The organism is Streptomyces sp. NPDC059787, assembly GCF_042732315.1.
GTDB classification, from domain to species: domain Bacteria; phylum Actinomycetota; class Actinomycetes; order Streptomycetales; family Streptomycetaceae; genus Streptomyces; species Streptomyces atrovirens.
Genome location: NZ_JBHWHX010000009.1, coordinates 161520 through 184245, shown reverse-complemented (window position 1 = coordinate 184245; position 22726 = coordinate 161520). Strand labels below are relative to the sequence as shown.

Here is a 22726-nt window from a genome sequence, read left to right as displayed (position 1 = left end):
GGGACGGAATCGCATATTTATCAGACCACTTGCCGATGAGAACACCCTTCTGGCGCGCCGGATCCGCCATCTGACCGGATTTGGTCCGACCACTTCCGTCGTTAGACTGCGGCGCATCCGGTGAGTGGAGGAGTGGCGTGGAGGAGACGGCCCCGCAGAAGGGCACGGTGACGCAGCGCGCCATCGAACGGATCACGGCGATGATCCGCGAGGGTGAACTGGAGCCCGGCGAGCGGCTGCCCACCGAGCGGGAGCTCGCCGCCCGGCTGGGCATCTCCCGCAGTTCGATGCGGGAGGCGATCCGCGCGCTCACGGTGCTGGGGGTGGTCGAGGCCCGGCACGGCTCGGGCATCTACGTCACCCGGCTGGAGGCCGGGGACCTGCTGGAGACGTTCGGGGTGGTGGCTGACCTGTCCCGGGGGCGGCAACTGGTCGAACTGCTGGAGGTGCGCCGCGTCCTGGAGTCGCACGCGACCGCCCTGGCCGCCGCCCGGATCACCCCGGACCGGCTGGCCGAGGTCGAGAAGCACCTGACGGCGATGAACGCCACCGACGACCCGGAGGAGATCCTCGCCCACGACCTGGCCTTCCACCGCGAGATCGCGGCGGCCGCCGGCAACGGGACGACGGCCGCGATCCTGGAGGGCCTGTCCTCGCGCACCTTCCGGGCCCGGGTCCGGCGCGGGTACCAGGAGGAGGGCGCCTTCGCCCGCACCCGGCGCGAACACGCCGCGATCCACCGCGCCCTGGCCGCCCGCGACCCGGAGGCGGCGCGGGCGGCGGCGGCCGCGCACGTGGGCGCGGTGGAGGAGTGGCTGCGCGCCCGGCTGGAGGACTGAGCCGGTCAGGCCCGCTTCAGCCGCAGCGTCATCAGCTGGAAGGGGCGCAGGCGTACGGTGATCCGGTCGCCGTCGAGCGGGGGCGCCTGGGTGTCCTTCAGCGGGCGTTCCAGCAGGTCGGTCACCTCGACGCCGGTGGCGGTGAAGCCGGTGGTGAGCGTGGCGCGGGCGCGGGCGCCGTGGGCCTCGTGGAAGCGGACGACGACGTCACCGCTGCCGTCGTCGGCCAGCTTGACCGCCGTGACCACGACCGCGTCCCGGTCGGCCGTCACCAGCGGGGCGACCTCGCCGGCCCCGGTGAGCCGTCGCTCGGGCAGATTGATCCGCCAGCCCTCGCGCACCGCGTCGCCGATGGACGCGCCCGGCACCAGCGCGTGCCGGAAGCGGTGCACGCCCTGGTCGGTCTCGGGGTCGGGGAAGCGCGGGGCGCGCAGCAGGGAGACGCGCACCGTGGTGGTCGTACCGCCGTCGCCGTCGGTGCGGACCGTACGGCTCACGTCGTGGCCGTACGTCGAGTCGTTGACGACCGCCACGCCCCAGTCCGGTTCCTGCAGGTGGACGAAGCGGTGGTTGCACGCCTCGAACTTGGCGGCCTCCCAGGAGGTGTTGGTGTGGGTGGGCCGGAAGAAGTGCCCGAACTGCGTCTCGGACGCGTACCGTTCGGCGTGCAGGTCGAGCGGGAAGGCGAGCTTGAGGAACTTCTCCGTCTCGTGCCAGTCGACCTCGGTGTCCACCACGAGCCGCCGCTCCCCCGGCGGCAGCGTCAGCACCTGCGTGACCCGTGAGTCGCCGAAGGAGCGGACGATCCGCACCGAGGCGCCGTCCTGACCGGCGGCGACCTCGTCCACGTCGGTCAGGTCGACGACCGTGTTGCGGTAGAACTCGTCGACGTCCCAGGCGTCCCACATGTTCGGGAAGTCCGGGTGGAGTTGGAGGAGGTTGCCGGCCCGGCCGGGGGCGATGGTCTCGCGGTCGGCGTCGATGTCATGGGCGGAGACCACCAGGCCCCGGGCGTCGGTCTCCACCCGCAGCAGGCCGTTGTCGAGGACGTGACCGCCGCCGGGGCGCGCGTCGAGCGTCGTACGGCCCTCGACGACCGCCGGCCCCGCACCGCCCGCCCGGACCCCCGCGCGGGTGTGCGGGGCGGCGTTGAAGACCAGCGGGAGTGTTCCCTCGCCGGCCAGGGCGCGCTGGGCGGAGCCGATGACGCCGTTCAGCTCGGCGGCGGTCCGGGCGTAGGTGGCGCGGGCCTCGCGGTGCACCCAGGCGATGGAGGAGCCGGGCAGGATGTCGTGGAACTGGTGCAGCAGCACCGTCTTCCAGATCCGGTCCAGCTCCTCGTAGGGATAGGCGAATCCGGTGCGCACGGCGGCCGTGGCCGCCCACAGTTCGGCCTCGCGCAGCAGGTGCTCGCTGCGGCGGTTGCCCTGTTTGGTGCCGGCCTGGCTGGTGAGGGTGGCCCGGTGCAGTTCGAGGTACAGCTCGCCCACCCAGACGGGTGGTTCGGGGTACTCGGCCTCGGCCTTCGCGAAGAACGCGGACGGTGTCTCCCAGGTCACCGTCGCCGAACCCTCCAGGTCCCGCAGCCGGGCCGCCTTGGCGACCATCTCGCGGGTGGTGCCGCCGCCCCCGTCGCCCCATCCGGTGGGCGCGAGGGAGTGGCGGGCGACGCCCTTGTCCTTGAAGTTGCGGACGGCGTGGGCGATCTCGGCGCCTCTCATGGAGCAGTTGTAGGTGTCGACGGGCGGGAAGTGGGTGAGGATCCGGGTGCCGTCGACGCCCTCCCAGCGGAAGGTGTGGTGCGGGAAGCCGTTCGTCCGCGACCAGGAGATCTTCTGCGTCAGCAGGTACTCGGAGCCCGCCGCCTTGATGATCTGCGGCAGTCCGGCGGCGAAACCGAAGGTGTCCGGCAGCCACGCCTCGTCGTTCTCGACGCCGAACTCGTCGAGGAAGAACCGCTTGCCGTGCACGAACTGCCGGGCCATCGCCTCCGATCCGGGCATGTTGGTGTCCGACTCCACCCACATGCCGCCGGCCGGCACGAACCGCCCGTCGGCCACCGCCTTCTTCACCCGCGCCCACACCTCGGGCCGGTGCTCCTTCACCCACGCCCACTGCTGGGCCTGCGACATGGCGAACACGAACTCGGGCTCGTCGTCCAGCAGGGCCGTCATGCTGGCCGCCGTACGGGCGACCTTGCGCACGGTCTCGCGCAGCGGCCACAGCCACGCCGAGTCGATGTGTGCGTGGCCGACGGCGCTGACGCGGTGGGCGGAGGGGACGGCGGGGGCGGACAGCACCTCGGTGAGGCGCGCACGGGCCCGCTCCGCCGTGCCACCCACGTCCTGGAGGTCGACGGCGTCCAGCGCCCGGTCCACCGCCCGCAGGATCTCCCAGCGGCGGGGCGAGTCGACCGGGAGCTCGGCCATCAGCTCGCCGAGCACCTCGAGGTCGATCACCAGCTGCCACACGTTCTCGTCGAACACGGCGAGATCCATGCGGGCGAGGGTGTACTGCGGTGCGCTGCCCGCGGTCTCCTTGTCGCCGAGCGGGGTGGGCCGGAAGGGGTGGTGGCCCAGGACGACGGGGTTGGAGGCGGCCTCGATGTGCAGGCGCACCTCCTCCCCGCCCTCGGCGGGCGCGCCGACGCGCACCCACTGGTTGCGGGGGTTGAGGCCCTTCACGGGGGTGCCGTCGGGCCGGTAGACCAGGCCTTCGCACTGGAAGCCGGGCATGTTCTCGTCGAAGCCGAGGTCGAGAACCGCCTCCACGGTCCGCCCCGCCCAGGCCTCGGGCACGGTCCCGGTGGCCCGGAACCAGCTGGTGCCCCAGGGCGCGCCCCAGCGGGTGCCCACCTCGACGGGCTCGGGTTCGGCCGCGAGGCCCTCGGCGACGGGGACGGGCTCGCCCGGGGCGTGCCACACCGCGACCTCGAGGGGCACGGACTCGGGGTACACGGCGGGGCGGAGGCGCTCGTCGAGGACGCGTTCGAGGCGGGCTTCGACCAGGGGGCGGTCGTCATGCATGCGGGGCGCTCCATGGGTGAGGACGGGTGGTCACCAGGGGTACGGATCCCCCGGCGCGCGCCCGTTCGAACCAGGCCGCCGTTCAGTGGGCGGTGCCGTGCCCGTCCGGGGCGCCGGCCCGCGCCTGGGCCTCCAGCCGGCGCTTGGCGTCGCTCCAGTCGACCGGCAGCCCGCTGACGGGCACCTCCCAGAAGGTGAACGTCGAGTCGCTCATCGTCTCGCGCACGCCGGTCATGACGCTCTTGTGCGGTTCGGTCCGGGCGTAGGTGTAGAGCGCCTCCCGGCTCTCCCACGCGGACAGCGTGTAGAAGACCCTGCCGAACGGCCGGGCCTCCAGGGAGGCGCCGAGGGCGCCGGGTGCCTTGCGGACCTGGCCCCAGGCGGAGAGGGACTTCCGGAAGAAGCGCGGGACGTCCTTCAGTGACCGCACCTCGAAGCGGGAGGCCATGACGAAGGCGTGGGTGGTGTCGGGGCCCACCGGGTGCGGCGTGACCCAGGGAAGAGTAGGCACGGTAGTCTCGCCTCCATAGTTGGGTAGTGGCACTATCCATATTAGACAGTTCCACTACCCAATGCCAAAGGGAGAATGGGAAAGCACGTGAGAATCTCGGAACTCAGCCGCCGCAGCGGGGTGTCCAACGCGACGATCAAGTACTACCTGCGCGAAGGGCTGCTGCCGCCCGGCCGGGCGACCGCGGCGACCCAGGCCGAGTACGACGAGACCCATCTCAGAAGACTCCGCCTGATCCGCGCGCTGACGGGGGTGCGGGGCCTGTCCGTCGCCTCGGCCAAGCAGGTCCTGGACGCCATGACCGAACACCGGGCCGACACGCACGAGCTGCTCGGCATCGCCTTCGGCATCCGGCCGGCCGACAGCGGCACGCCGGCCGAGGGCGAGGAGGAGGGCGAGGCCCTGGCCGAGGCGAATCCCGAGGCCGCCGCCCTGGTCGACGCGATGGGCTGGTCGGTCTCCGCGCGGAACCCGGCCCGGCGGATCATCGACGAGACGCTGCGGACCCTGCGCTCACTGGACGTCGAGTACGACTGGGAGGCGCTCCTCCCCTACGCCGAGCTCGCGGAACGGACGGCCCGGTACGACCTCGACCGCCTGGAGACGGTCACGGACCCGCTGGAGAAGGCCGAGCGGGCGGTGCTGCTGACGTTCCTCCTGGAACCGGCGCTGATGGCCCTGCGCCGGCTCGCCCAGGAGAACGAGTCGACCGTGCGCCACGGCGGGGACGGGCACAACCCGGCCTGACCGCGACGGCATTGCGGTGATCGATCGCGAGGGTCTAGGGTCGGCCGGGTGACTGCCGGGTCGGCCGTGGGCCATTCACGTGAGGCGCTCCCGGCCTCGGTGTGAGGCCGGTGCGGGGCGCGCCCCCGCTCGCGCGCGCCCGTGGCCCGCCCCTTCTCCGCGTGTTCCCTCCCACCACGGAAACCGACACCGGAGACGAATCCAGCCATGTCCGCAGTACAGCACGTCCAGTTGAACCACACCGCCGTCTACGCCAGCGACCGCCGGCACTCCGCCGAGTTCCTCGCCGGAATACTGGGACTGGAGGTCGGCGTCCCGTTCGGCCCGTTCCTGCCGGTCGACCTGGGCAACGGCGTGACCCTCGACTACTACGAGAAGCGGGACGAGCCGGTCCAGGGCCAGCACTACGCGTTCCTGGTGCCCGAGGAGCGGTTCGATGCCATGATCGCGCGCCTGGAGGCGGCCGGGGTCACCTACTACGCGGACCCGAGCCACACCGAGCCGGGCAGGGTCAACGACCTCTTCGGCGGACGCGGCGCCTACTTCGACGACCCGGACGGCCACAACATGGAGATCATGACCCGGCCCTACGCCCGGCCGTAGCCACGGGGCGCGCCCGCCCGCACGTGCCGTCAGTCGACGCTGGGCAGGATGTGGGGCTCGGCGAGGTCGTCCTCGTAGCCCGCGAGGCGAATCGGGGCCGAACGGGCCCACACGTCGAGACTGCCGAGCTCTCCCGGCCGGCGGGCGGCGCGCTCCGTGTACTCCTTGGGGCGCTGATCGCTCTTCGTCTGCTCCGGTGTCACCGCGCACTCCTTATGTGTCGGTCACCCTCGGGACGTACTGCGTCGGCCCTGTGCCTGGCGTCCGACGTCCGCTCGGGTCTGAATGAAAACCGTTCGGACGCGGTGGCGCCGGCGACTCGAGGGAGAGCAGGCCGTTGTGAACCGGCTGGTCCCATGACGGACCGTGGGTGCGGGTAGAACCCTGAACTGCTGTCCGTCCGGAACAGAGTAACCAAATGAGCGGCCCCCCGCTCGATGGGGCTCAAAACCGACGGTAACAATCCCGCGTCGGACGGTACTCAATGGATCGGAATATGCTCCTATTTCCGGATCGACGCGACTGGTCGCGGCCACCCGTTCGAAGTACATCGGCGTCGGCGTTTTCGACCGGGCCGCGCGTCCGGGGGCGCAGTTCAGGTCCCGTCGGCCGGTACGCGGCACGGTCCGCTGCCGCGCGGCGACGGCCCGCTCCCGGGAGGGCCGGCGCACGGAGCCGCGCACCGCCGCGCCACGGCCGGGCGAACCAGGGGTACGGGCCGGCCGCGCGGCGGACGAGGAGGCCCGCACCGTCTGCTTCGGCGCCGGTGTCCTGGAGCTGCCGGCGGCGCACAGCTCCCTGCCGGGCACGGCCGGCCGCCCTCACCACCGGCCGGGCGCGTAGTCCTTCATGAAGACGCCGTACAGGTCCTCGCCCGCCTCGCCGCGCACGATCGGGTCGTAGACGCGGGCCGCGCCGTCGACCAGGTCGAGCGGGGCGTGGAAACCGGCGTCGGCGAGGCGCAGCTTGTCGAAGTGGGGGCGCTCGTCGGTGATCCAGCCGGTGTCGACCGAGGTCATCAGGATGCGGTCGGCGTCGAACATCTCCTGCGCGCTGGTCCGCGTCACCATGTTCATGGCCGCCTTGGCCGCGTTGGTGTTGGGGTGTCCCGCACCCTTGTAGCCGCGGTCGAACACGCCTTCCATCGCGGAGACGTTGACGACGTACGCGCGTCCCGCGGACGCCCGGCGCGCGGCCTCGGCCATCGCCGGACGCAACTTGCTGATCAGGATGAACGGCGCCGTGTAGTTGCACAGCTGGGTCTCCAGCAGCTCCACCGGGGAGATCTGCTCGATGGTCTGGACCCAGGTGTTGGTGTCGACGACGTCGGGGAGCAGGCCGCCCGCGTCGATGGCGGTGCCCTCACGGTGCCGGACCACGCTGGCGTTGCCCGCGACCAGGGCGAGGTCGGCCACCTTCTGCGCCTCGAGTCCGCTGACGCCGACGGGCAGCGCGGTCAGTCCGTCGACCGCGCCGGAGTTGAAGGCGCCGATGACATGGTGGGCGGGCAGCTCACCGGCCGGCAGCGGGGCGCCCTCGCCCTCGACGAGCGCGGCGTACGCGGACGGCAGCCGGCGTACGGTCTGGGTGGCGTTGTTGATCAGGATGTCGAGCGGGCCCTGCTCGGCGACCCGGTCGGCCAGGGCGACGGCCTGGGCGGGGTCGCGCAGGTCGATGCCGACGACCTCCAGGCGGTGCATCCACTCCGCGGAGTCGTCCATGGCCTTGAAACGGCGGATGGCGTCCTTGGGGAAGCGCGTGGTGATCGTGGTGTGGGCGCCGTCGCGCAGCAGCCGCAGCGCGATGTACATGCCGATCTTGGCGCGTCCGCCGGTGAGCAGCGCGCGCTTGCCGGTGAGGTCGGCGCGGGCGTCGCGCCGGGCGCGGTTCTCGGCGGCGCAGTTCTGGCAGAGCTGGTGGTAGAAGTAGTCGACCTCGGTGTAGCGGGTCTTGCAGGTGTAGCAGGAGCGGGGACGCTGGAGTATCCCCGCGATCCTGCCGGGCTCGACGCGGGAGGAGGGCAGGATGCCCTCGGTCTCGTCGTCGATGCGCTCGGCGGAGCCGGTGGCGGTGGCCTCGGTGACGGCCTTGTCGTGGGCGGTCTTGGCGGCCCGGCGCTCCTGGCGGCGGCGCTGCTTGACCGTGCGGTAGATGTGCGAGGTGGCCCGGCGGACCAGGATCGCGTCCGGGTGGTCGACGTCGAGTTCGTCGAGTTCCCGCAGCACGTCGAGGCAGACGGCCAGCCGCTCCGGGTCGATGCCGGGCCCGTGTGCCACCGCGTCCATGGCCTCGGGGCCGTCCTGTGTCACCGTCATCGCCGCTGCCGTTTCCCGCTCTGCTTCTCGCGGCGCTCCGTTCGCGCACGCTGTCGAACGGGGGATTTTACGGAGCGCCGGGCCGCAGCGCCAAACCGGATACGTCAGCGATCGCAGACGGCGGTCAGCGTCGTCACCTCCTCGGTCAGCGCGCGGGCCAGCCGGTCGAGGTCCGGGACGGCCGCGCCGTCGGCGACCAGCCCGTAGTGGACGCGTCCGCGGTAGGTGGAGACCGCGACCGCGAGGGAGTGGCCGGGGGCCAGTGGCGCGAGCGGGAAGACGGCGCCGAGCGGGTCGCCGCCGAGCCGCAGACCGAAGCCGGGCAGCGGCACGCTGGTGACCAGGACGTCGAACCAGAGCCGGGCCGCCTGGCCGAGCAGCGGTCCGCCGAGCCGGTGGCCGAGCGGCGGCACGTGCTCGGCGAGCAGGGCGACGGCGCCCGCACCCCGGTGCGGACCGGCGTCCTTGTTGCGGTCCATGGCGGTACGCACCAGCGCGAGCCGGACGAGCGGGTCCCGCTGGTCGACGGGGAGCTGTATCAGGTACCCGGAGAGCCGGTTGCCCTGTGGGTGGGCGGTGCGCGGCCGGCGCCGGGAGACGGGGACGAGTGCGCGGGGCGCGACGTCCTCGCTGCCGTCGCCGCGCTCGTCGAGCCAGCGGCGCAGGGCGCCCGCGACGACCGCGATCAGTACGTCGTTGACGGTGCCGCCGGCGCTCTTGCGGATCCGGTGCACGTCGTCGAGGTCGACGACCGCGCCGGCGGTGCGGCGGGTGCCGCTGGGCGCGCAGGTCAGCGCGGGCGAGGAGCGTACGTCGAGGGTGGAGCGGGCGACGGCGACGCCGATGTCCAGGGCCCGGCCCGCGTCGGAGAGGGCGTCCCGGACGAGGCCGGGCACCTCGCGCACGTCCGGGAGGAGTCCGCGCGGTGGCTCGGCGGGGCGGGGCCGTGGTGCGGGGAGGTCCATCGGGTCCATCAGCGCGGCGGCGAGGGTGAGGGCGCGCAGCCCGTCGGCGAGGGCGTGGTGGAACTTGAACAGGACGGCGAAGGAGGTGCCGTCCTCCCCCGGCAGCACATGGGCCTCCCAGGGCGGCCGGGTGCGTTGCAGCGGGCGTCCCATGAGGCGTCCGGCGGCGGTGTGGAATTCGGCGGCCGGGGGGTGCAGCCGTACGTGGTCGAGGGGGTCGAAGCCGGGGTCGGGTTCGCGGGCGGCGCCGCCGAAGGCGAGGGACCGGCGCAGGGCGGAGGCGAGCGGCTGCCGCAGCACGGCAGCCAGGGACTCGCCGGACGCCGGCCAGGGGCGGCGCAGCGCCGCCAGCGGCCGGCGCAGACCGAGCGGCTGCCAGGTGTCGCGGATGCGCATGCGCAGCCCCGGCACGGCGGCGGCCCGGGACGCCAGCAGGTCGGCCGCGTGGGCCGCCGCGGAGGGCGAGCCGGCGGAGAAGACGCCGAGCGCCGCGAGGTGCATGGGATGACCGGCGGACTCGATGTTCCAGAACGCCAGGTCGAGAGGGGCGAGCGGATCTGCGGTCATGGGCGGGGCCTCGCGTCGACGACGGGAACGGATCAGCAGTCAATCGCTCCCGGCCGATTACGGTCAAGTACGATCTGGCTACACATAGTTAACAGCATGTGACGTCTTCGCCCCTCCCGCCGGTGCGGCGGAAGGGGCGGGACGGGAGTGACGGACGGGGCTACTGCGGCGCGTTCACCGCCTCCTGGGTGACGGACACCACCCGGACGGGCGCGGCCCTCTGGAGGAACGGTTCATCGCGCGGCGCCCTCCGCCGCCGGGCAGCCCGCGGGCCGTGCCCGTGAGGCGTCCCGGATCAGGGCCTCGTGGGCGGCCTTCACCCGGGCCACGTCCGGCTTCATCACGCGCCGGTCGTAGGTGAGCAGCCCGTTGAGCTCGCCCTCGACGTCCGTGATCCGGGTGTAGACGGCGCCGTTGCTGCCCCGGCACACCAGCGCGCGCACCTCGTCGAGCTTGGTGAGGTAGTCCTCGGTGCAGGTCGCCGGGTCGACGTACGACTGCTGCACGGGCCAGGCGTGTCCGGGCACCGCGAGGCCGAGGCCGCCGTACTCGCCGCTGACCAGGGCGCGTTTCCCGTCCGGGCCGGGCGGGAGCGCCGGGCTGGGGTATCCGTGCTCGTCCATGATGTCGCCGGCGTTCCCGTCGGCGCCGAGGTTGAGCCCGGACCGGTTGTTGACCAGCCGGCTGGGGTCCCAGGCCTTGGCCTGTTCGGCGATGCGGCCGATGTCGTACTGGCCCCAGCCCTCGTTGAAGGTCGGCGCTTTCCAGGGGGCCTCCCACTCCGCCCCTAGGGCACGAGCTGTCCCTTGCCGAGCGCGATCACCCCGCCCTTGGACACCGTGTACAGCTCCGCGTCCCGCTCGGGGTTGACGCCGATCGTGGCGCCCGGCGGCACCTCGACGTTCTTGTCGAGCACGGCGCCGCGCACCACCGCGCCCCGCCCGACGTGCACGTTGTCGTGCAGCACCGAGCCCTGCACCACGGCCCCCGGATCGACGACCACGCCCGGCGACAGCACGGACCGGGTGACCTGGCCCCGGATGAGGCAGCCTGCGCTGATGATCGACTCGCTCGCCATGCCGCCCGCGTTGAAGCGGGCCGGGGAGAGCTGGCCGGAGTGGGTGTAGACGGGCCACTGCCGGTTGTAGAGGTTGAACGCGGGGCGCTCGGCGATCAGGTCCATGTGCGCCTCGTAGTACGCGTCCAGCGTGCCGACGTCCCGCCAGTAGCCCTGGTCGCGGCTGGTCTCGCCGGGCACGTGGTTGGCGCTGAAGTCGTACAGCGCGGCCTCGCCCCGCTCGGTGAGCCGGGGCAGGATCGAACCGCCCATGTCGTGCACCGAGTTCTCGTCCTCGGCGTCCCGGTGGAGGGCCTCGATGAGCGCCTTGGTGGTGAAGATGTAGTTCCCCATGGAGGCGAACACGCACTCGGGGTCGTCGGCCAGTCCGGGCGGGTCGGTGGGCTTCTCCAGGAAGCGGTCCACGGACTGTCCGTCCGAGCCCGGCGTGATCACACCGAAGGCGGAGGACTCCGAGCGCGGCACCCGTATCCCCGCCACCGTGACCCCGGCCCCGCTCTCGATGTGCTGGGCGAGCATCTGGCGCGGGTCCATGCGGTACACGTGGTCGGCGCCGAACACCGCCACGTACTCCGGCCGTTCGTCGTAGACCAGGTTCAGCGACTGCAGGATCGCGTCGGCGCTGCCCAGGTACCAGCGCGGGCCGAGGCGCTGCTGGGCGGGGACCGGGGTGACGTAGTTGCCGAGCAGGCTGGACATCCGCCAGGTGGTGGTGATGTGCCGGTCCAGCGAGTGCGACTTGTACTGCGTGAGCACGCAGACGCGCAGGATGTCGCCGTTGACCAGGTTGGACAGCACGAAGTCGACCAGGCGGTACGTGCCGCCGAAGGTGACCGCCGGTTTGGCGCGGTCCGCCGTGAGGGGCATCAGGCGCTTGCCCTCGCCGCCCGCGAGCACGATTCCCAGGACCGAAGGACCTCCACGACGCACGGTCTCTCCCCTCACGCCGAATTTTCCCAACACTGCCCCGGACGGGCGGGACTAAGCCTGTTTGAGGATCTCCTCGTAGAGCCCGGCCGTACGGCGGGCCACCGCGCCCCAGCCGAACTCCGAGACCGCGCGCTCCCGGCCCGCCTCGCCCATCCGCCGTGCCGCCTCCGGGTCGCCGAGGACCGAGTCGAGCGCCCGCGTGAGGCCCGCCTCGAAGTCGTCGTCCGCGTCCACGAGTACCCCGGTGTCGCCGTCCGCCACGACCTCGGGGATCCCTCCGACCCGGGAGGCGACCACGGCGGTGCCGCACGCCATGGCCTCCAGGTTGACGATGCCGAGCGGCTCGTACACCGAGGGGCAGGCGAACACGGCGGCGTGCGTCAGGAGCTGGATCACCTCGGGCCGCGGCAGCATCCGCGGGATCCAGTGCACTCCCTCGCGGACCCGGCTCAGCTCCTCGTACAGCTCACGGAACTCCCGGTCGATCTCGGGCGTGTCCGGGGCGCCGGCGCACAGCACGACCTGTGCGGCCGGGTCGATGCCGCGCACCGCCCGCAGCAGCTGGGGCACGCCCTTCTGCCGGGTGATCCGGCCGACGAACAGCACGTACGGGCGGGAGCGGTCGAGGCCGATCCGGTCCAGGGCGTCGGTGCCGGGGTCGGGGCGGTACAGGTCCGTGTCGATGCCGTTGTGCACGACGTGCACCCGGCCGGGGTCCAGCGCCGGGTAGGAGGCGAGGATGTCGTCGCGCATGGCGCCGGAGACGGCGATCACGCCGTCGGCCGCCTCGACGGCGGTGCGCTCGGCCCAGCTCGACAGGTCGTAGCCGCCGCCGAGCTGCTCGGCCTTCCAGGGGCGCAGGGGCTCCAGGGAATGGGCGGTCATCACGTGCGGGATGCCGTACAGCAGCTTGGCGAGGTGGCCGCCGAGGTTGGCGTACCAGGTGTGGGAGTGGACGAGGTCGCGGCCCTGGAGGGCGGCGGCCATGGCGAGGTCCACGGAGAAGGTGCGCAGCGCGTCGTTGGCGCCGTCGAGCGCGCTCCAGGGGCGGTGGCGCAGCACGCCGTCCGCCTTGCCCTCGCCCCAGCAGTGCACCTCCAGGTCCACCAGGGGCCGCAGTTCCCGGGCGAGGAACTCCACATGGACTCCCGCGCCGCCGTACACGTCCGGGGGGTACTCCCGTGTCAGCAGTCCCACTCGCACCCGTGAACCCCCTGTCTGAGCGGACGTTCCCTTCATGGTCACCCAGACGGGGCGCGGGGGGAAGAGCGGGGCGGCCGTGCGAGGCAGCAGTCGCCGCAGACGCCCCCGCCGGGCACCCGGTAGTACAGACAGCAGCTGCGGCGCCGGAAGGCGGTGCCCGTGAGGGTTCCGGTGCCGGTGAGCAGGGGGTGCGCGAGGAGTTCGGCCGCCAGGAAAGCGGCGCGGGCGGCGACGTCCGTACGGCCGTGGCGGCGTCCCCAGCGGTCCAGTTCCCGTGCGGCGCCCGCGAGCGCGGAGGCGGCGTTGCCGCGCAGCAGACCCGGTGCGAGGCGGTGACGGGAGCGCAGGGCCGCGGCGAGGGGGTCGAGGTGGCCGTGCAGCACCAGCTCCGCGATCGTCGCCGCGTCACCGGGCAGCGGCCGTACTTCCGTCAGCCACAGGTCGTCGGGGGCGCTGCCCTCGGGGTCCCAGCGCAGCAGCGGCGGGGCGAGGTCGGGGACGGCTCCGTACAGGGCGGCGGAGCCGAGTGCCACGGACCACAGGCGGGCGGCGAGCCCCTGCTGGGCCACCGACGCGGCGACCCGCGCCTCGGGGGTGCGCAGGGCGCCGGCGACCCGGCGGACCCGCGCGGTCAGGAAGTCGCCCTGAACGTCCGGGGGGCGCGGCCCGTATGCCTGGGCGAGCGTGGGCAGGCGGCGGTCGGCCACTCCCGTCGTGCGCAGTACGAAGAAACCACCGAGGCGGTGAAGGGCGGTGAGAGACGGGTCGAGGTCCACGACGTGCAGTAGTACCAAGGCCCCTAGGGGCGGCGACCAGGGGCCCTCCCTCCTGGGGCACCCACCCTGGGGATGACGGGGCCGCCGTCGTACTCCATCGGCAGTAGGACTCATTGAGTGCTCAGGGACGACGACGGGAACACTCTGACACGGCATCGTGTTGGTTATGAAAGCCGACCGTTCGCCGTGCCGGGTCCACCGCCCCGGCCTCACGCAGAGGAGCAGCCGATGAGCGCCCTCGCGTTGTCCGTGCTGCTGTCGTTCGTCTCTGCCGTGGCGTACGCCGGAGGAGCGATCGTGCAGGAGCAGGTCGCGGTCTCCTCGCCCGGCGCGCAGCAGTACGCACCGCTGCGCCGGCCGGGCTGGTGGGCGGCGGTCGCGCTCAACGGCCTCGGCGGACTGCTCCACGTGGTGGCGCTCGCCTACGGCCCCCTCAGCCTCGTCCAGCCCCTGGGCGCGCTGACCATCGTCTTCGCCCTGCCCATGGCCGCGCTGTTCGTCGGCCGGAAGGCCGGGGCGACCGCGTGGCGCGGCGCCATCATGGCGACGGTGGGTCTCGCGGGACTGCTCTCCCTGGTCGGCGCGTCCGACGCGCAGTCGCTGGACACCGCGCAGCGGGTGGCGGCGGCGCTGGGGACGGCCGGGGCGGTCGTGGCGCTGATGGTCGCGGCCCGCGCCGTGCACCGGCATCCCGCGGTGCGCAGCATCCTGCTGGCCACCGCGTCCGGTGTCGCGTTCGGCATGTCCTCCGTCTTCACCAAGACCGTCGCGGTCGACTGGACCGGCGGGGTCTCGGCGGCGGACCTGCCGTCCCTGGCGGTGATCGGCGTCCTGGCCACGGCCGGCATGCTGCTCTCCCAGGCCTCCTACCGGGGCGCCGGCCTCGCGGCCCCGCTGGCCACGCTGACGGTGGTGAACCCGGTGGTGGCGGCCGCGGTCGGCATCACGATGTTCGGCGAGACCTTCCGCTACGGCACGACGGGCACGGTGCTCGCACTGAGCTGTGGCGTGGTGGCGGCCGGCGGTCTGATCCTGCTCACGACGGAACGGCTGTCACGCGAGCACCAGGAGGCGCGGACGGCGGAAGGCTCCGCGGCGGAGTCCGCGCCCGAGGCGGTTCCCGCGGGGGCCGACGAGCAGCCGGCCGCCGACCCCGCCGAGCGGCTGCTGGCCGCACTCGAACTCCCCGAGGACGTGCGGCTGCCGTCCCCCGTGCCGGCACCGGGCGGCGCGCCGGACGACGCGGATTCCGCCCCGGTGCCGCTGGTGTCGTACGCGCCCTTCTACGGCGGCCCGTACGTGCCGGTGGCGGTGGTGGACCGGCACAGGACGCGGGTCAAATCCTGACGCCGCCCGCCCTCAGGTAGGCGACCGGGTCGACGTCCGATCCGAAGCCGGGCCCCGTCCGCACCTCGAAGTGCAGATGCGGGCCCGAGCTGTTTCCGGTCGAACCGGAACGGCCGATGCGCTGGCCCGCGCCGACGGACTGCCCGCTCCTCACGGAGATCGCCGACAGGTGCGCGTACTGGCTGTAGCGGCCGTCGGCGTGCCGGACCACCACCTGGTAGCCGAACGACCCCTCCCAGCCCGCTTTGACGACGGTGCCGGCTCCGACCGACTTCACGGACGTGCCGGTGGGAACGGGGAAGTCGACGCCCGTGTGGTAGCCCTTCGACCAGGCGGATCCGGCCTTGTGGTACGGCGTGCCGAGCGCGGCGCTGACCGGGGCGACCAGACCGCCGGTGGTCTTGGTGGCACGGTCCGCACGGTCCTCGGTGCGCTGGGAGGAGGCTTTCTTCTCGGCCTTCTTCTCAGGCTTCTTCTCAGGCTTCTTCTCGGCCTTCTCGGCTTCTCCGGCTTTCTTCCCGTCCGACTCGGCCGGTTTCCCGACCGTCTTCGTCGTCCCGTCGGGCAGGGCGAGCCGCTGGCCCGGAATGATCAGGTCGGGGTCGCCGCCGATGGTGGAGCGGTTGGCGTCGTACAGCTTCTGCCAGCCGCCGCCGACCCGTTCGTCCGACGCGATGCCGGAGAGGGTGTCGCCGTGGACGACGGTGTACATCTCGGCGCGGCCCGCGCGGGACTGGGGGGTGGTGTGCGGTTTGACGTCCTCGACGGAGGACCCACCGGTCTTCCTGTCGCTCTTGCCGCTCTTCTTGTCTCCGTCCGGCTTGTCGGTGGCCGGCCGGATGTCGGGGGTGTCGCCGCCCCGGGTCAGCCCGGCCCGTACCGAGCACACCGGCCAGGCGCCGGGCCCCTGCCCGTCGAGGACCTTCTCGGCGACGGCGATCTGCTGGTCCCTGGTGGCCAGATCCGCGCGCGGCGCGTACCGGGTACCGCCGTACGCCTCCCAGGTCGACTGGGTGAACTGGAGCCCGCCGTAGTACCCGTTGCCGGTGTTGATGTCCCAGTCGCTGGTGGACTCGCAGGCGGCGACCTTGTCCCAGGTCTCCACGTCGGCCGCCTGGGCGGGGCCGGTGCCCAGCAGCGGGAGCGCCATTCCGGCGCCGCCCGCGGTGACGGTGAGCGAGGCCCGGTTGATCCTGTTCGGCTGATACCGGCGGTGCCGGCCGCGCACGGCCATGGAAATCCCCCTCGACAACGCGTCAGGAGGGGCAAAAGTAAGCGTTGCGAACTGGCCGTGACAAGGCGGCTATCAGCCGCACGGATGCGCCAAGTGGCCGGGAGTTTTCGCCCGTTGCGCCCCCCTTGGCGCTCCGTGGGGAGTGTGCGCGGGCGGGTGTGTCCGTCCGCGGGGGCACGCGGGTGCGTGCGCCCGCTGAGTGCGCGAGGGGCATCCGCGCGTATGTGCCTGAGCGGGGTCGCGACGACCCGCGCGTGCGGGCGCAAGTGCGGCACGTCAGGATGGTCGACGGCAGGACTGGCGGGCATCGACCGGCAGCACCGAGACTCGGCAGTACCGATACCAAGGTCATGAGGAGCCACCCCAATGAGCAGTTCAGCGCAGATCGGCGTCACGGGACTCGCGGTCATGGGCCGCAACCTCGCACGTAACTTCGCCCGCAACGGCTACACGGTCGCGGTGCACAACCGGACGGCGGCACGCACGCACGCGCTGGTGGAGGAGTTCGGGCACGAGGGGAGCTTCGTGGCGGCCGAGACGGCCAAGGAGTTCGTGGCGGCGCTGGAGCGACCGCGGCGGCTGGTCGTCATGGTGAAGGCGGGTGAGCCGACGGACGCCGTGATCGAGGAGTTCGCGCCACTCCTCGAGCCCGGCGACATGATCATCGACGGTGGCAACGCGCACTTCGCGGACACCCGCCGCCGGGAGAAGGCGCTGCGGGAGCAGGGCATCCACTTCGTCGGCATGGGCGTCTCCGGCGGCGAGGAGGGCGCCCTGAACGGGCCGAGCATCATGCCGGGCGGCCCGAAGGAGTCGTACGACTCGCTCGGCCCGATGCTGGAGAAGATCTCCGCGAAGGCGAAGGACGGCTCCCCCTGCGTCACGCACGTCGGCCCGGACGGCGCCGGACACTTCGTGAAGATGGTGCACAACGGCATCGAGTACGCCGACATGCAGCTGATCGGTGAGGCGTACCAGTTGCTGCGCGATGTCGCCGGGTACTCCCCCGCGCGGATCGCGGAGATCTTCCGCACCTGGAACACCGGCCGGCTGGACTCCTACCTGATCGAGATCACGGCCGAGGTGCTGTCGCACGTGGACGCCGCCACGGGCGAGCCGTTCGTGGACGTGGTGGTGGACCAGGCGGAGCAGAAGGGCACGGGCCGCTGGACCGTGCAGATCGCGCTCGACCTGGGCGTGCCGGTGTCCGGCATCGCCGAGGCCGTCTTCGCGCGTTCCCTGTCAGGTCACGCGGCGCTGCGCGAGGCCTCGCGCTCCCTGGCAGGCCCGAAGGCCGCGCCGCTGGGCGAGGCGGAGGCGGCGGCGTTCGCCGACCGGGTGGAGCAGGCGCTGTACGCGTCGAAGATCGTGTCGTACACCCAGGGCTTCCACGAGGTCGCGGCCGGCAGCGAGGAGTACGGCTGGGACATCGACCTCGGCGCGGTCTCCGCGATCTGGCGCGGCGGCTGCATCATCCGCGCGGCCTTCCTGGACCGCATCCGCGCCGCCTACGACGCCCGCGCGGACCTGCCGAGCCTGCTGTCGGACGAGACGTTCGCGCGGGAGATCGCCGACGCACAGGACGACTGGCGCGAGGTGCTGATCGCGGCGACCCGCCAGGGTGTGCCGACCCCCGGCTTCGCCGCGGCCCTCGCCTACTACGACGCCCTGCGCGCGGAGCGTCTGCCGGCCGCGCTCACCCAGGGCCAGCGCGACTACTTCGGCGCGCACACCTACCGGCGCACGGACCGCGACGGCTCGTTCCACACGCTGTGGGGCGGGGACCGCTCGGAAGTGACCGCGTAGGACGGACGGGAAGGGCGGTGGGCGGCCTCGCGGCCGTCCACCGCCCTTCGGTGTCGTGGCGGCCGTGTCAGCTCAGCGGCGGTCCTGGTTCCGGGTTCGGCACCGGTTCGGGGCCCGGCGGGATCGGCGACGGTGACGGCTCGGGAGGACCCGGATGCGGCGGGGGCGGCTGCGGTCCCGGGCCCGGCGGCTGCGGGGTCGGCTCCGGACCGGGGCCCGGCGGCGGAGGGGTGGGGTCCGGGTCGGGGTAGGGCTCGGGGTGCGAGGGGTCCGGGCCCGGAGTGGGTCCTGGAGTGGGGCCCGGCGGGACGGGGTCCGGGTACGGGTTCGTCATGGCGCGTGTCCTCCGGCCTGTCGGTCGACGTCGGCTCTGGACTACTCCCCCGCCTACCCGACGGGCGTCTCTCCAGTCACCCGCCCGAGTGACTGGCCGGGGCCGGGTGGCTCCGGTCCGGGGCGGAGCTCAGGCGCGGGGGTGAGGGCGTCGGAGCGGCCGGCTTCGGTACGCGGCCACGGGGCGGTGGGGCGTCCGTCGCTCCGCAGCCGGACGGCATCGACGGGCGTGCCCTGAACGGTGGGCCGGCCGGAGGGGCGACTCCTCCCACGGCTCCTGGCGTCCGTGCACGGTGAGATCCATGAGCGCGTGGCTGGAGTCCATCGCCTCCACGCCGTGTCGGGTCGTCCGGTACGTCTCGAAGACGCGGTCGCCGTCCCGCAGGTGGCACACGGTGTGCGTCATGCCGACGCGGACCTCAGAACCGCCCGGGATGCGCCGCCAGCCACTCCTTCGCCGCCCGGATCAGCTCCGGCCCGGCCGCCGGGGCGTGCTCGGCGTGGCGCTCGGCCCACTTGGCGACGTACGGGCAGAGCGGGGCGACGGCGCTGTCCTCGCGGGCGGCGACGGCGTAGAGCTCGCGGGCGAGGGAGCCCGCGATGCCCTTGCCCTCGTGGGCGGGCTCGACGACGGTGTGCACCGGCACGAGCGCGCGCTCGGGGGCGTCGAGGACGAAGTACTCGATCCGCCCGACGACCCCGCCGTCCGCCACCGCCTCGAGCCGGCCCGCCGTCCGGTCGTCACGGATCTCGATGTCACCCATGGTCACGTCACGCTCCTGCCTCGGTCTGCGCCGGTCAGGCCGTGGTGACGGCCCCCGGGCTGCGCTGCTGGTCCGACCCCGGCACCGGCTCGGACGGGTCGGCCCCCAGGGACACGATGCGGTTGTCGCCGTCCACGTGCACCACCCGGGGTTCCAGCGCCCGCGCCTCGGCGTCGGTCACCTGAGCGTAACTGATGATGATCACCAGATCGCCGGGCTGGACGAGATGGGCGGCGGCCCCGTTGATCCCGATCACCCCGGAGCCGCGCTCCCCCTCGATGACGTACGTCTCCAGCCGCGCCCCGTTGGTGATGTCGACGATGTGCACGAGCTCGCCGGGCAGCAGATCGGCGGCGTCGAGCAGCTCGGCGTCGATCGTCACGGATCCCACGTAGTGCAGGTCGGCCTGGGTGACGGTGGCGCGATGGATCTTGGACTTGAACATCGTTCGCAGCACTTTGGACTCCTGGAAGACGGCTCCCTGCCTGCTTTGTCCAGGTCAAGGGCGGTCTTCACTGTACACCGGCACTCCTCGGACTCGAAGATTCCGGGGAACATCGATCCCACTCGGGCAAGAATGCTCCTCGCCTGCGCTTACGAGAAGAAAAAGGCTGTTTCGCTATCGCCGACCAAGCACCTGTCTCGGAGTGTGCGGAGACTCATGCTGACCGGACGCTGACTTACCTGACGATGCGGCTGACCAAACCGCGCTCGCCCACCACCACGAGCATGCCCGCACCGGCCCGTCACCCGCCGAAGCGGGACGCGTCCGCGGGGAAGTAGCGCAGCTCCGGGTGGGCCGGGTCGAACTGCGGGACACCGGGCGGCAGGACGGGGTGCAGGGCCTCGAAGACACCGCGTACGGCATTGTCGGTGTACGCCGCCGCGGTCTCGGTCGCCTGGAGGACCACACCGCCCGCCGAGAGCGGGACGACCCGGTGGAACGCCCCGGTCGCGGCCAGCGCCCCGGGGCCGCCCAGCCGCACGGACAGCTCCTCGGGGCACACCGTGGTCCAGGAGTAGCCCCGGAGGAATTTCCTGGCCTCGCGCACCGAGTCCCGCACCCGGCGGTTGAGCACCCAGTCGAGGTTGGTCTCCTCCGAGGCGGGCGCGTCGGCACCCAGCCAGGCGAAAGCGGGGTTCACGGCGTCCAGCGCGGCGACCAGGAACTCCACCGCGCCGGCGCAGAACCCGGCGTCGTCGAGGCCGCCGCAGTCCGCGCCGAACAGCAGCTGCGCCTCGGCGTTCGGGCGGCGGACCCTGATGGTCGAACTGCGTACATGGACGAGCGGCTTCCCCAGGTGCTCGCGCATATAGAGCACATGCGCGGTCTCCGGTTCGCTCAGCAGCTCCTGGCGCATGGCTTCCCAGCCCGTGGCCAGGGGCTGGTACTCCTGGCGCGGCGCCCGTTCGGTGGCCCGTGTGCTCGCCGAGAAGAAGGCGGTGCCCTGCTGTTCCTGCTCCAGCCGGCCGCGCAGGGGCCCGGCAAGGGCCGCGCCGAACCAGGCGGCGAGCCCGTGACCGACTCCGCCGCCGGTGCTGACATCGAACGTTGCAATGGCCCGCAGGCTCACGCCGCGCGCTCCTTTCCCGGACGGTCTTCCGCACAGCCTAACCACCGGCCGGGTCGTCCCGGCCGGTGGCGGGCATGCCTATGCCGCGAGCTCGTAGAGCACCATGCCGCCGACGGTCACCGAAGTGCCCACGGCCACCCCGCCGCCACCGCTCGGCGCCGCGAACAGGAGGAGCGGAGAGCCGACGGCGACCACCACCTTGCCCCACTCCGAGCTCCACCAGGGCTGGCCGGGCTCGGGGGGATTCGCCATGCCGGTGGCCGACGGCTTGGGCTCGGCCCCCGACTTCGCCGACGGGCGTGAGGCCGTCGAGGAATCCGGGTTGGGGCCGGGTCCCGGCGAGGGCGACGGCGTTCTCTTGCGCTTGGGATCGACTCCGTAGTAGCGCATGCCTTCGTAGGCGCTGTCCTTGTCGCTCCACACGGTGCCCGTGCGGTCCTTACCGAAGGCGAACTTCGCCGTGGCGAGTGCGGGTCCTCTGGCGACTCTGCGCGTGTCGCCCTTCGAGTCCAGGTGGTCCTCCAGCTTGTCGACGTAACGCGTGAGCTGGTCGGGGCCGTCCTCGAAGGCGTACTTGTGCTTCTTCGCCGCCGCCTGGTCGCCGGGTTTCGGCTTCTTGGAGGCCGTGGGCTTCACTTCCCAGATGTACACGGTGCCGTTGGACCAGAAGATGACGTCGGCCCTGCCGTCGGCCCCGGATCCGTCGGCCTTGGCGCCGGGGGACTGCTGCAGGGTTGGGTGACATCTGACCTGGCTCGCCGTCAGGCGGGCTGGAAGGACGGAGCAATGCCCAAGCCGTATCCCAAGGAGTTCCGCGAGGATGTCGTGCGTGTCGCGCGCAACCGCGAGCCTGGCGTGACGCTGGAACAGGTGGCCGCCGACTTCGGGGTCCACCCGGCCTCGCTGACGAAGTGGCTGCGCCGCCACCAGGCCCGCGACGGCGCCGGCCGAGTCGGCCGAAATGCGCGAGGCCCGCAAGCGGATCCGGATGCTCGAGCAGGAGAACGAGGTGCTCCGGAAGGCCGCGGCCTACCTGTCGCAGGCGAACCTGTCGGCAAAATGATGTACCCGCTCGTCCGCGAGCCGGCCGCCGCCGATGCCCCTGCAAGGGTGCCGGTGGCGGTGACGTGCCGGGTATTGGACTTGGCCCGCCAGCCCTACTACCGGTGGCTGGCCCGTCCGGTCACCGACGCGGAACTGACCGAGGCCCACCGGGCCAACGCCCTGTTCGACGCCCACCGCGACGATCCCGAGTTCGGCCACCGCTTCCTCGTCGACGAAGCAAGGGCCGCCGGCCAGGCGATGGCCGAGCGGACCGGATGGCGAATCTGCCGCGACAACGGCTGGTGGAGCGTGTTCGGCAAACGCAAAGGCCGCGGCAAGAACGCCAAAGCGGGCCCGCCGATCCACGACGACCGGGTCCGGCGCGACTTCACCGCCCCGGCGCCGAACCGGCTGTGGCTGACCGACATCACCGAGCACGCCACCGGCGAGGGCAAGCTCTACCTGTGCGCGGTCAAGGACGTGTACTCGGGCCGGATCGTTGGCTACTCCATCGACTCGAGGATGAAGTCCCGCCTCGCGGTGGCTGCCCTGGAATCCGCGGTCGCCCGCCGCGGCCAGGTCGCCGGATGCATCGTCCACTCCGATCGCGGATCTCAATTCCGTGCACGGAAGTTCGTGGCCGTTCTCGCACGTCGCAGCATGATCGGTTCGATGGGAAGAGTCGGTGCGGCCGGCGACAACGCGGCCATGGAGAGCTTCTTCGCGCTGCTGCAGAAGAACGTCCTCGACCGCCGACCCTGGCGGACCCGGAACGAACTGCGGATCACCATCGTGACCTGGATCGAGCGCACCTACCACCGCAGACGGCGCCAGGTCCGCCTGGGCCGATTGACGCCCGTCGAGTACGAAACCATCATGGCCCCTCACGCAGCACTCGCTGCGTAAACCCCGACTGTCACCCGATCGCGCAGCAGTCCCTAGATCTCATGAGTCAGGCCACCGCCCGGGACAGCACTGCGCAACCGTCCCATCGATCCCGGCACGCCGGCACGTCCCGACCGCGGCCGGATGACCTCGTCCGAACCAGCGCCCAACCTGGCCGG

The 22726-nt window shown here is 72.4% G+C and carries 20 protein-coding genes and 1 pseudogene; 6 read left to right on the top strand and 15 right to left on the bottom strand.

Features of this window, described 5'->3' with window-relative positions; genetic code table 11:
• The first annotated feature begins 137 nt into the window (after positions 1-137).
• Complete coding sequence (locus ACFV5H_RS11365) at positions 138-839, top strand: FadR/GntR family transcriptional regulator (RefSeq protein ID WP_385049461.1); 702 nt, start codon at positions 138-140, stop codon at positions 837-839.
• A gap of 5 nt (positions 840-844) precedes the next feature.
• Here ACFV5H_RS11365 and ACFV5H_RS11360 read toward each other — a convergent pair whose 3' ends face one another.
• Both ACFV5H_RS11360 and ACFV5H_RS11355 read right to left on the bottom strand, forming a co-directional pair.
• Positions 845-3865, bottom strand: a complete 3021-nt coding sequence (locus ACFV5H_RS11360) for an alpha-mannosidase (RefSeq protein ID WP_385049463.1) — start codon at positions 3863-3865, stop codon at positions 845-847.
• A gap of 82 nt (positions 3866-3947) precedes the next feature.
• A complete protein-coding gene (locus ACFV5H_RS11355; protein WP_385049466.1) occupies positions 3948-4376 on the bottom strand; it encodes a DUF3291 domain-containing protein in 429 nt (142 codons plus the stop codon).
• 87 nt (positions 4377-4463) lie between these two features.
• On the opposite strand from ACFV5H_RS11355, the gene ACFV5H_RS11350 reads away from it, so the two are divergent.
• The gene (locus tag ACFV5H_RS11350) at positions 4464-5123 is read left to right on the top strand and encodes a MerR family transcriptional regulator (protein ID WP_385049468.1); all 660 of its coding nucleotides are present in this window, start codon (positions 4464-4466) and stop codon (positions 5121-5123) included.
• 207 nt (positions 5124-5330) lie between these two features.
• On the top strand, positions 5331-5726 hold the full coding sequence (locus ACFV5H_RS11345; RefSeq protein WP_385049470.1) for a VOC family protein: 396 nt from the start codon (positions 5331-5333) through the stop codon (positions 5724-5726).
• Positions 5727-5755: 29 nt separating this feature from the next.
• Here ACFV5H_RS11345 and ACFV5H_RS11340 read toward each other — a convergent pair whose 3' ends face one another.
• The 7 genes and pseudogenes from ACFV5H_RS11340 to ACFV5H_RS11310 form a co-directional block, all read right to left on the bottom strand.
• Complete coding sequence (locus ACFV5H_RS11340; protein ID WP_385049473.1) at positions 5756-5929, bottom strand: hypothetical protein; 174 nt, start codon at positions 5927-5929, stop codon at positions 5756-5758.
• A gap of 618 nt (positions 5930-6547) precedes the next feature.
• Positions 6548-8041, bottom strand: a complete 1494-nt coding sequence (locus ACFV5H_RS11335) for an SDR family NAD(P)-dependent oxidoreductase (protein WP_385049475.1) — start codon at positions 8039-8041, stop codon at positions 6548-6550.
• A gap of 104 nt (positions 8042-8145) precedes the next feature.
• A complete protein-coding gene (locus ACFV5H_RS11330) occupies positions 8146-9573 on the bottom strand; it encodes a wax ester/triacylglycerol synthase family O-acyltransferase (protein WP_385194226.1) in 1428 nt (475 codons plus the stop codon).
• A gap of 233 nt (positions 9574-9806) precedes the next feature.
• Positions 9807-10328 (bottom strand): annotated as a pseudogene (locus tag ACFV5H_RS11325) (glycoside hydrolase family 2); the annotation flags it as partial.
• Between the two features lie 32 nt (positions 10329-10360).
• Positions 10361-11581, bottom strand: a complete 1221-nt coding sequence (gene glgC / locus ACFV5H_RS11320; RefSeq protein ID WP_385049481.1) for a glucose-1-phosphate adenylyltransferase — start codon at positions 11579-11581, stop codon at positions 10361-10363.
• 51 nt (positions 11582-11632) lie between these two features.
• A complete protein-coding gene (gene glgA, locus ACFV5H_RS11315; RefSeq protein WP_385049483.1) occupies positions 11633-12784 on the bottom strand; it encodes a glycogen synthase in 1152 nt (383 codons plus the stop codon).
• Between the two features lie 38 nt (positions 12785-12822).
• On the bottom strand, positions 12823-13578 hold the full coding sequence (locus ACFV5H_RS11310) for a (2Fe-2S)-binding protein (protein WP_385049486.1): 756 nt from the start codon (positions 13576-13578) through the stop codon (positions 12823-12825).
• A gap of 210 nt (positions 13579-13788) precedes the next feature.
• On the opposite strand from ACFV5H_RS11310, the gene ACFV5H_RS11305 reads away from it, so the two are divergent.
• Positions 13789-14907 (top strand): DMT family transporter, encoded by a 1119-nt coding sequence (locus ACFV5H_RS11305; RefSeq protein WP_385194224.1) that lies wholly within the window; start codon positions 13789-13791, stop codon positions 14905-14907.
• Here the strand turns inward: ACFV5H_RS11305 and ACFV5H_RS11300 are convergent.
• On the bottom strand, positions 14897-16141 hold the full coding sequence (locus tag ACFV5H_RS11300; RefSeq protein WP_385194221.1) for a transglycosylase family protein: 1245 nt from the start codon (positions 16139-16141) through the stop codon (positions 14897-14899). The genes ACFV5H_RS11305 and ACFV5H_RS11300 overlap by 11 nt on opposite strands.
• A 366-nt stretch (positions 16142-16507) precedes the next feature.
• Between ACFV5H_RS11300 and gndA the strand changes: the two genes are divergently transcribed.
• Positions 16508-17947: an NADP-dependent phosphogluconate dehydrogenase gene (gene gndA / locus ACFV5H_RS11295; RefSeq protein ID WP_385049495.1), complete on the top strand. Its 1440-nt coding sequence runs from the start codon at positions 16508-16510 to the stop codon at positions 17945-17947.
• Positions 17948-18410: 463 nt separating this feature from the next.
• Here the strand turns inward: gndA and ACFV5H_RS11290 are convergent, their stop codons facing one another.
• From ACFV5H_RS11290 to ACFV5H_RS11270, 5 genes are all read right to left on the bottom strand, one after another.
• Entirely contained in the window at positions 18411-18686 is a 276-nt protein-coding gene (locus ACFV5H_RS11290; RefSeq protein ID WP_385194219.1) for a DUF899 family protein, read from the bottom strand.
• 13 nt (positions 18687-18699) lie between these two features.
• Entirely contained in the window at positions 18700-19044 is a 345-nt protein-coding gene (locus tag ACFV5H_RS11285; protein ID WP_385049541.1) for a GNAT family N-acetyltransferase, read from the bottom strand.
• Between the two features lie 34 nt (positions 19045-19078).
• Positions 19079-19501, bottom strand: a complete 423-nt coding sequence (gene panD / locus ACFV5H_RS11280; protein WP_385194216.1) for an aspartate 1-decarboxylase — start codon at positions 19499-19501, stop codon at positions 19079-19081.
• A gap of 289 nt (positions 19502-19790) precedes the next feature.
• The gene (locus ACFV5H_RS11275) at positions 19791-20618 is read right to left on the bottom strand and encodes a hypothetical protein (RefSeq protein WP_385050880.1); all 828 of its coding nucleotides are present in this window, start codon (positions 20616-20618) and stop codon (positions 19791-19793) included.
• 78 nt (positions 20619-20696) lie between these two features.
• Positions 20697-21269, bottom strand: coding sequence for a hypothetical protein (locus tag ACFV5H_RS11270; protein ID WP_385194213.1), 573 nt, complete (start codon positions 21267-21269; stop codon positions 20697-20699).
• A 135-nt stretch (positions 21270-21404) separates the two neighbouring features.
• On the opposite strand from ACFV5H_RS11270, the gene ACFV5H_RS11265 reads away from it, so the two are divergent.
• The gene (locus ACFV5H_RS11265; protein ID WP_385194210.1) at positions 21405-22568 is read left to right on the top strand and encodes an IS3 family transposase; all 1164 of its coding nucleotides are present in this window, start codon (positions 21405-21407) and stop codon (positions 22566-22568) included.
• Positions 22569-22726: the final 158 nt, after the last annotated feature.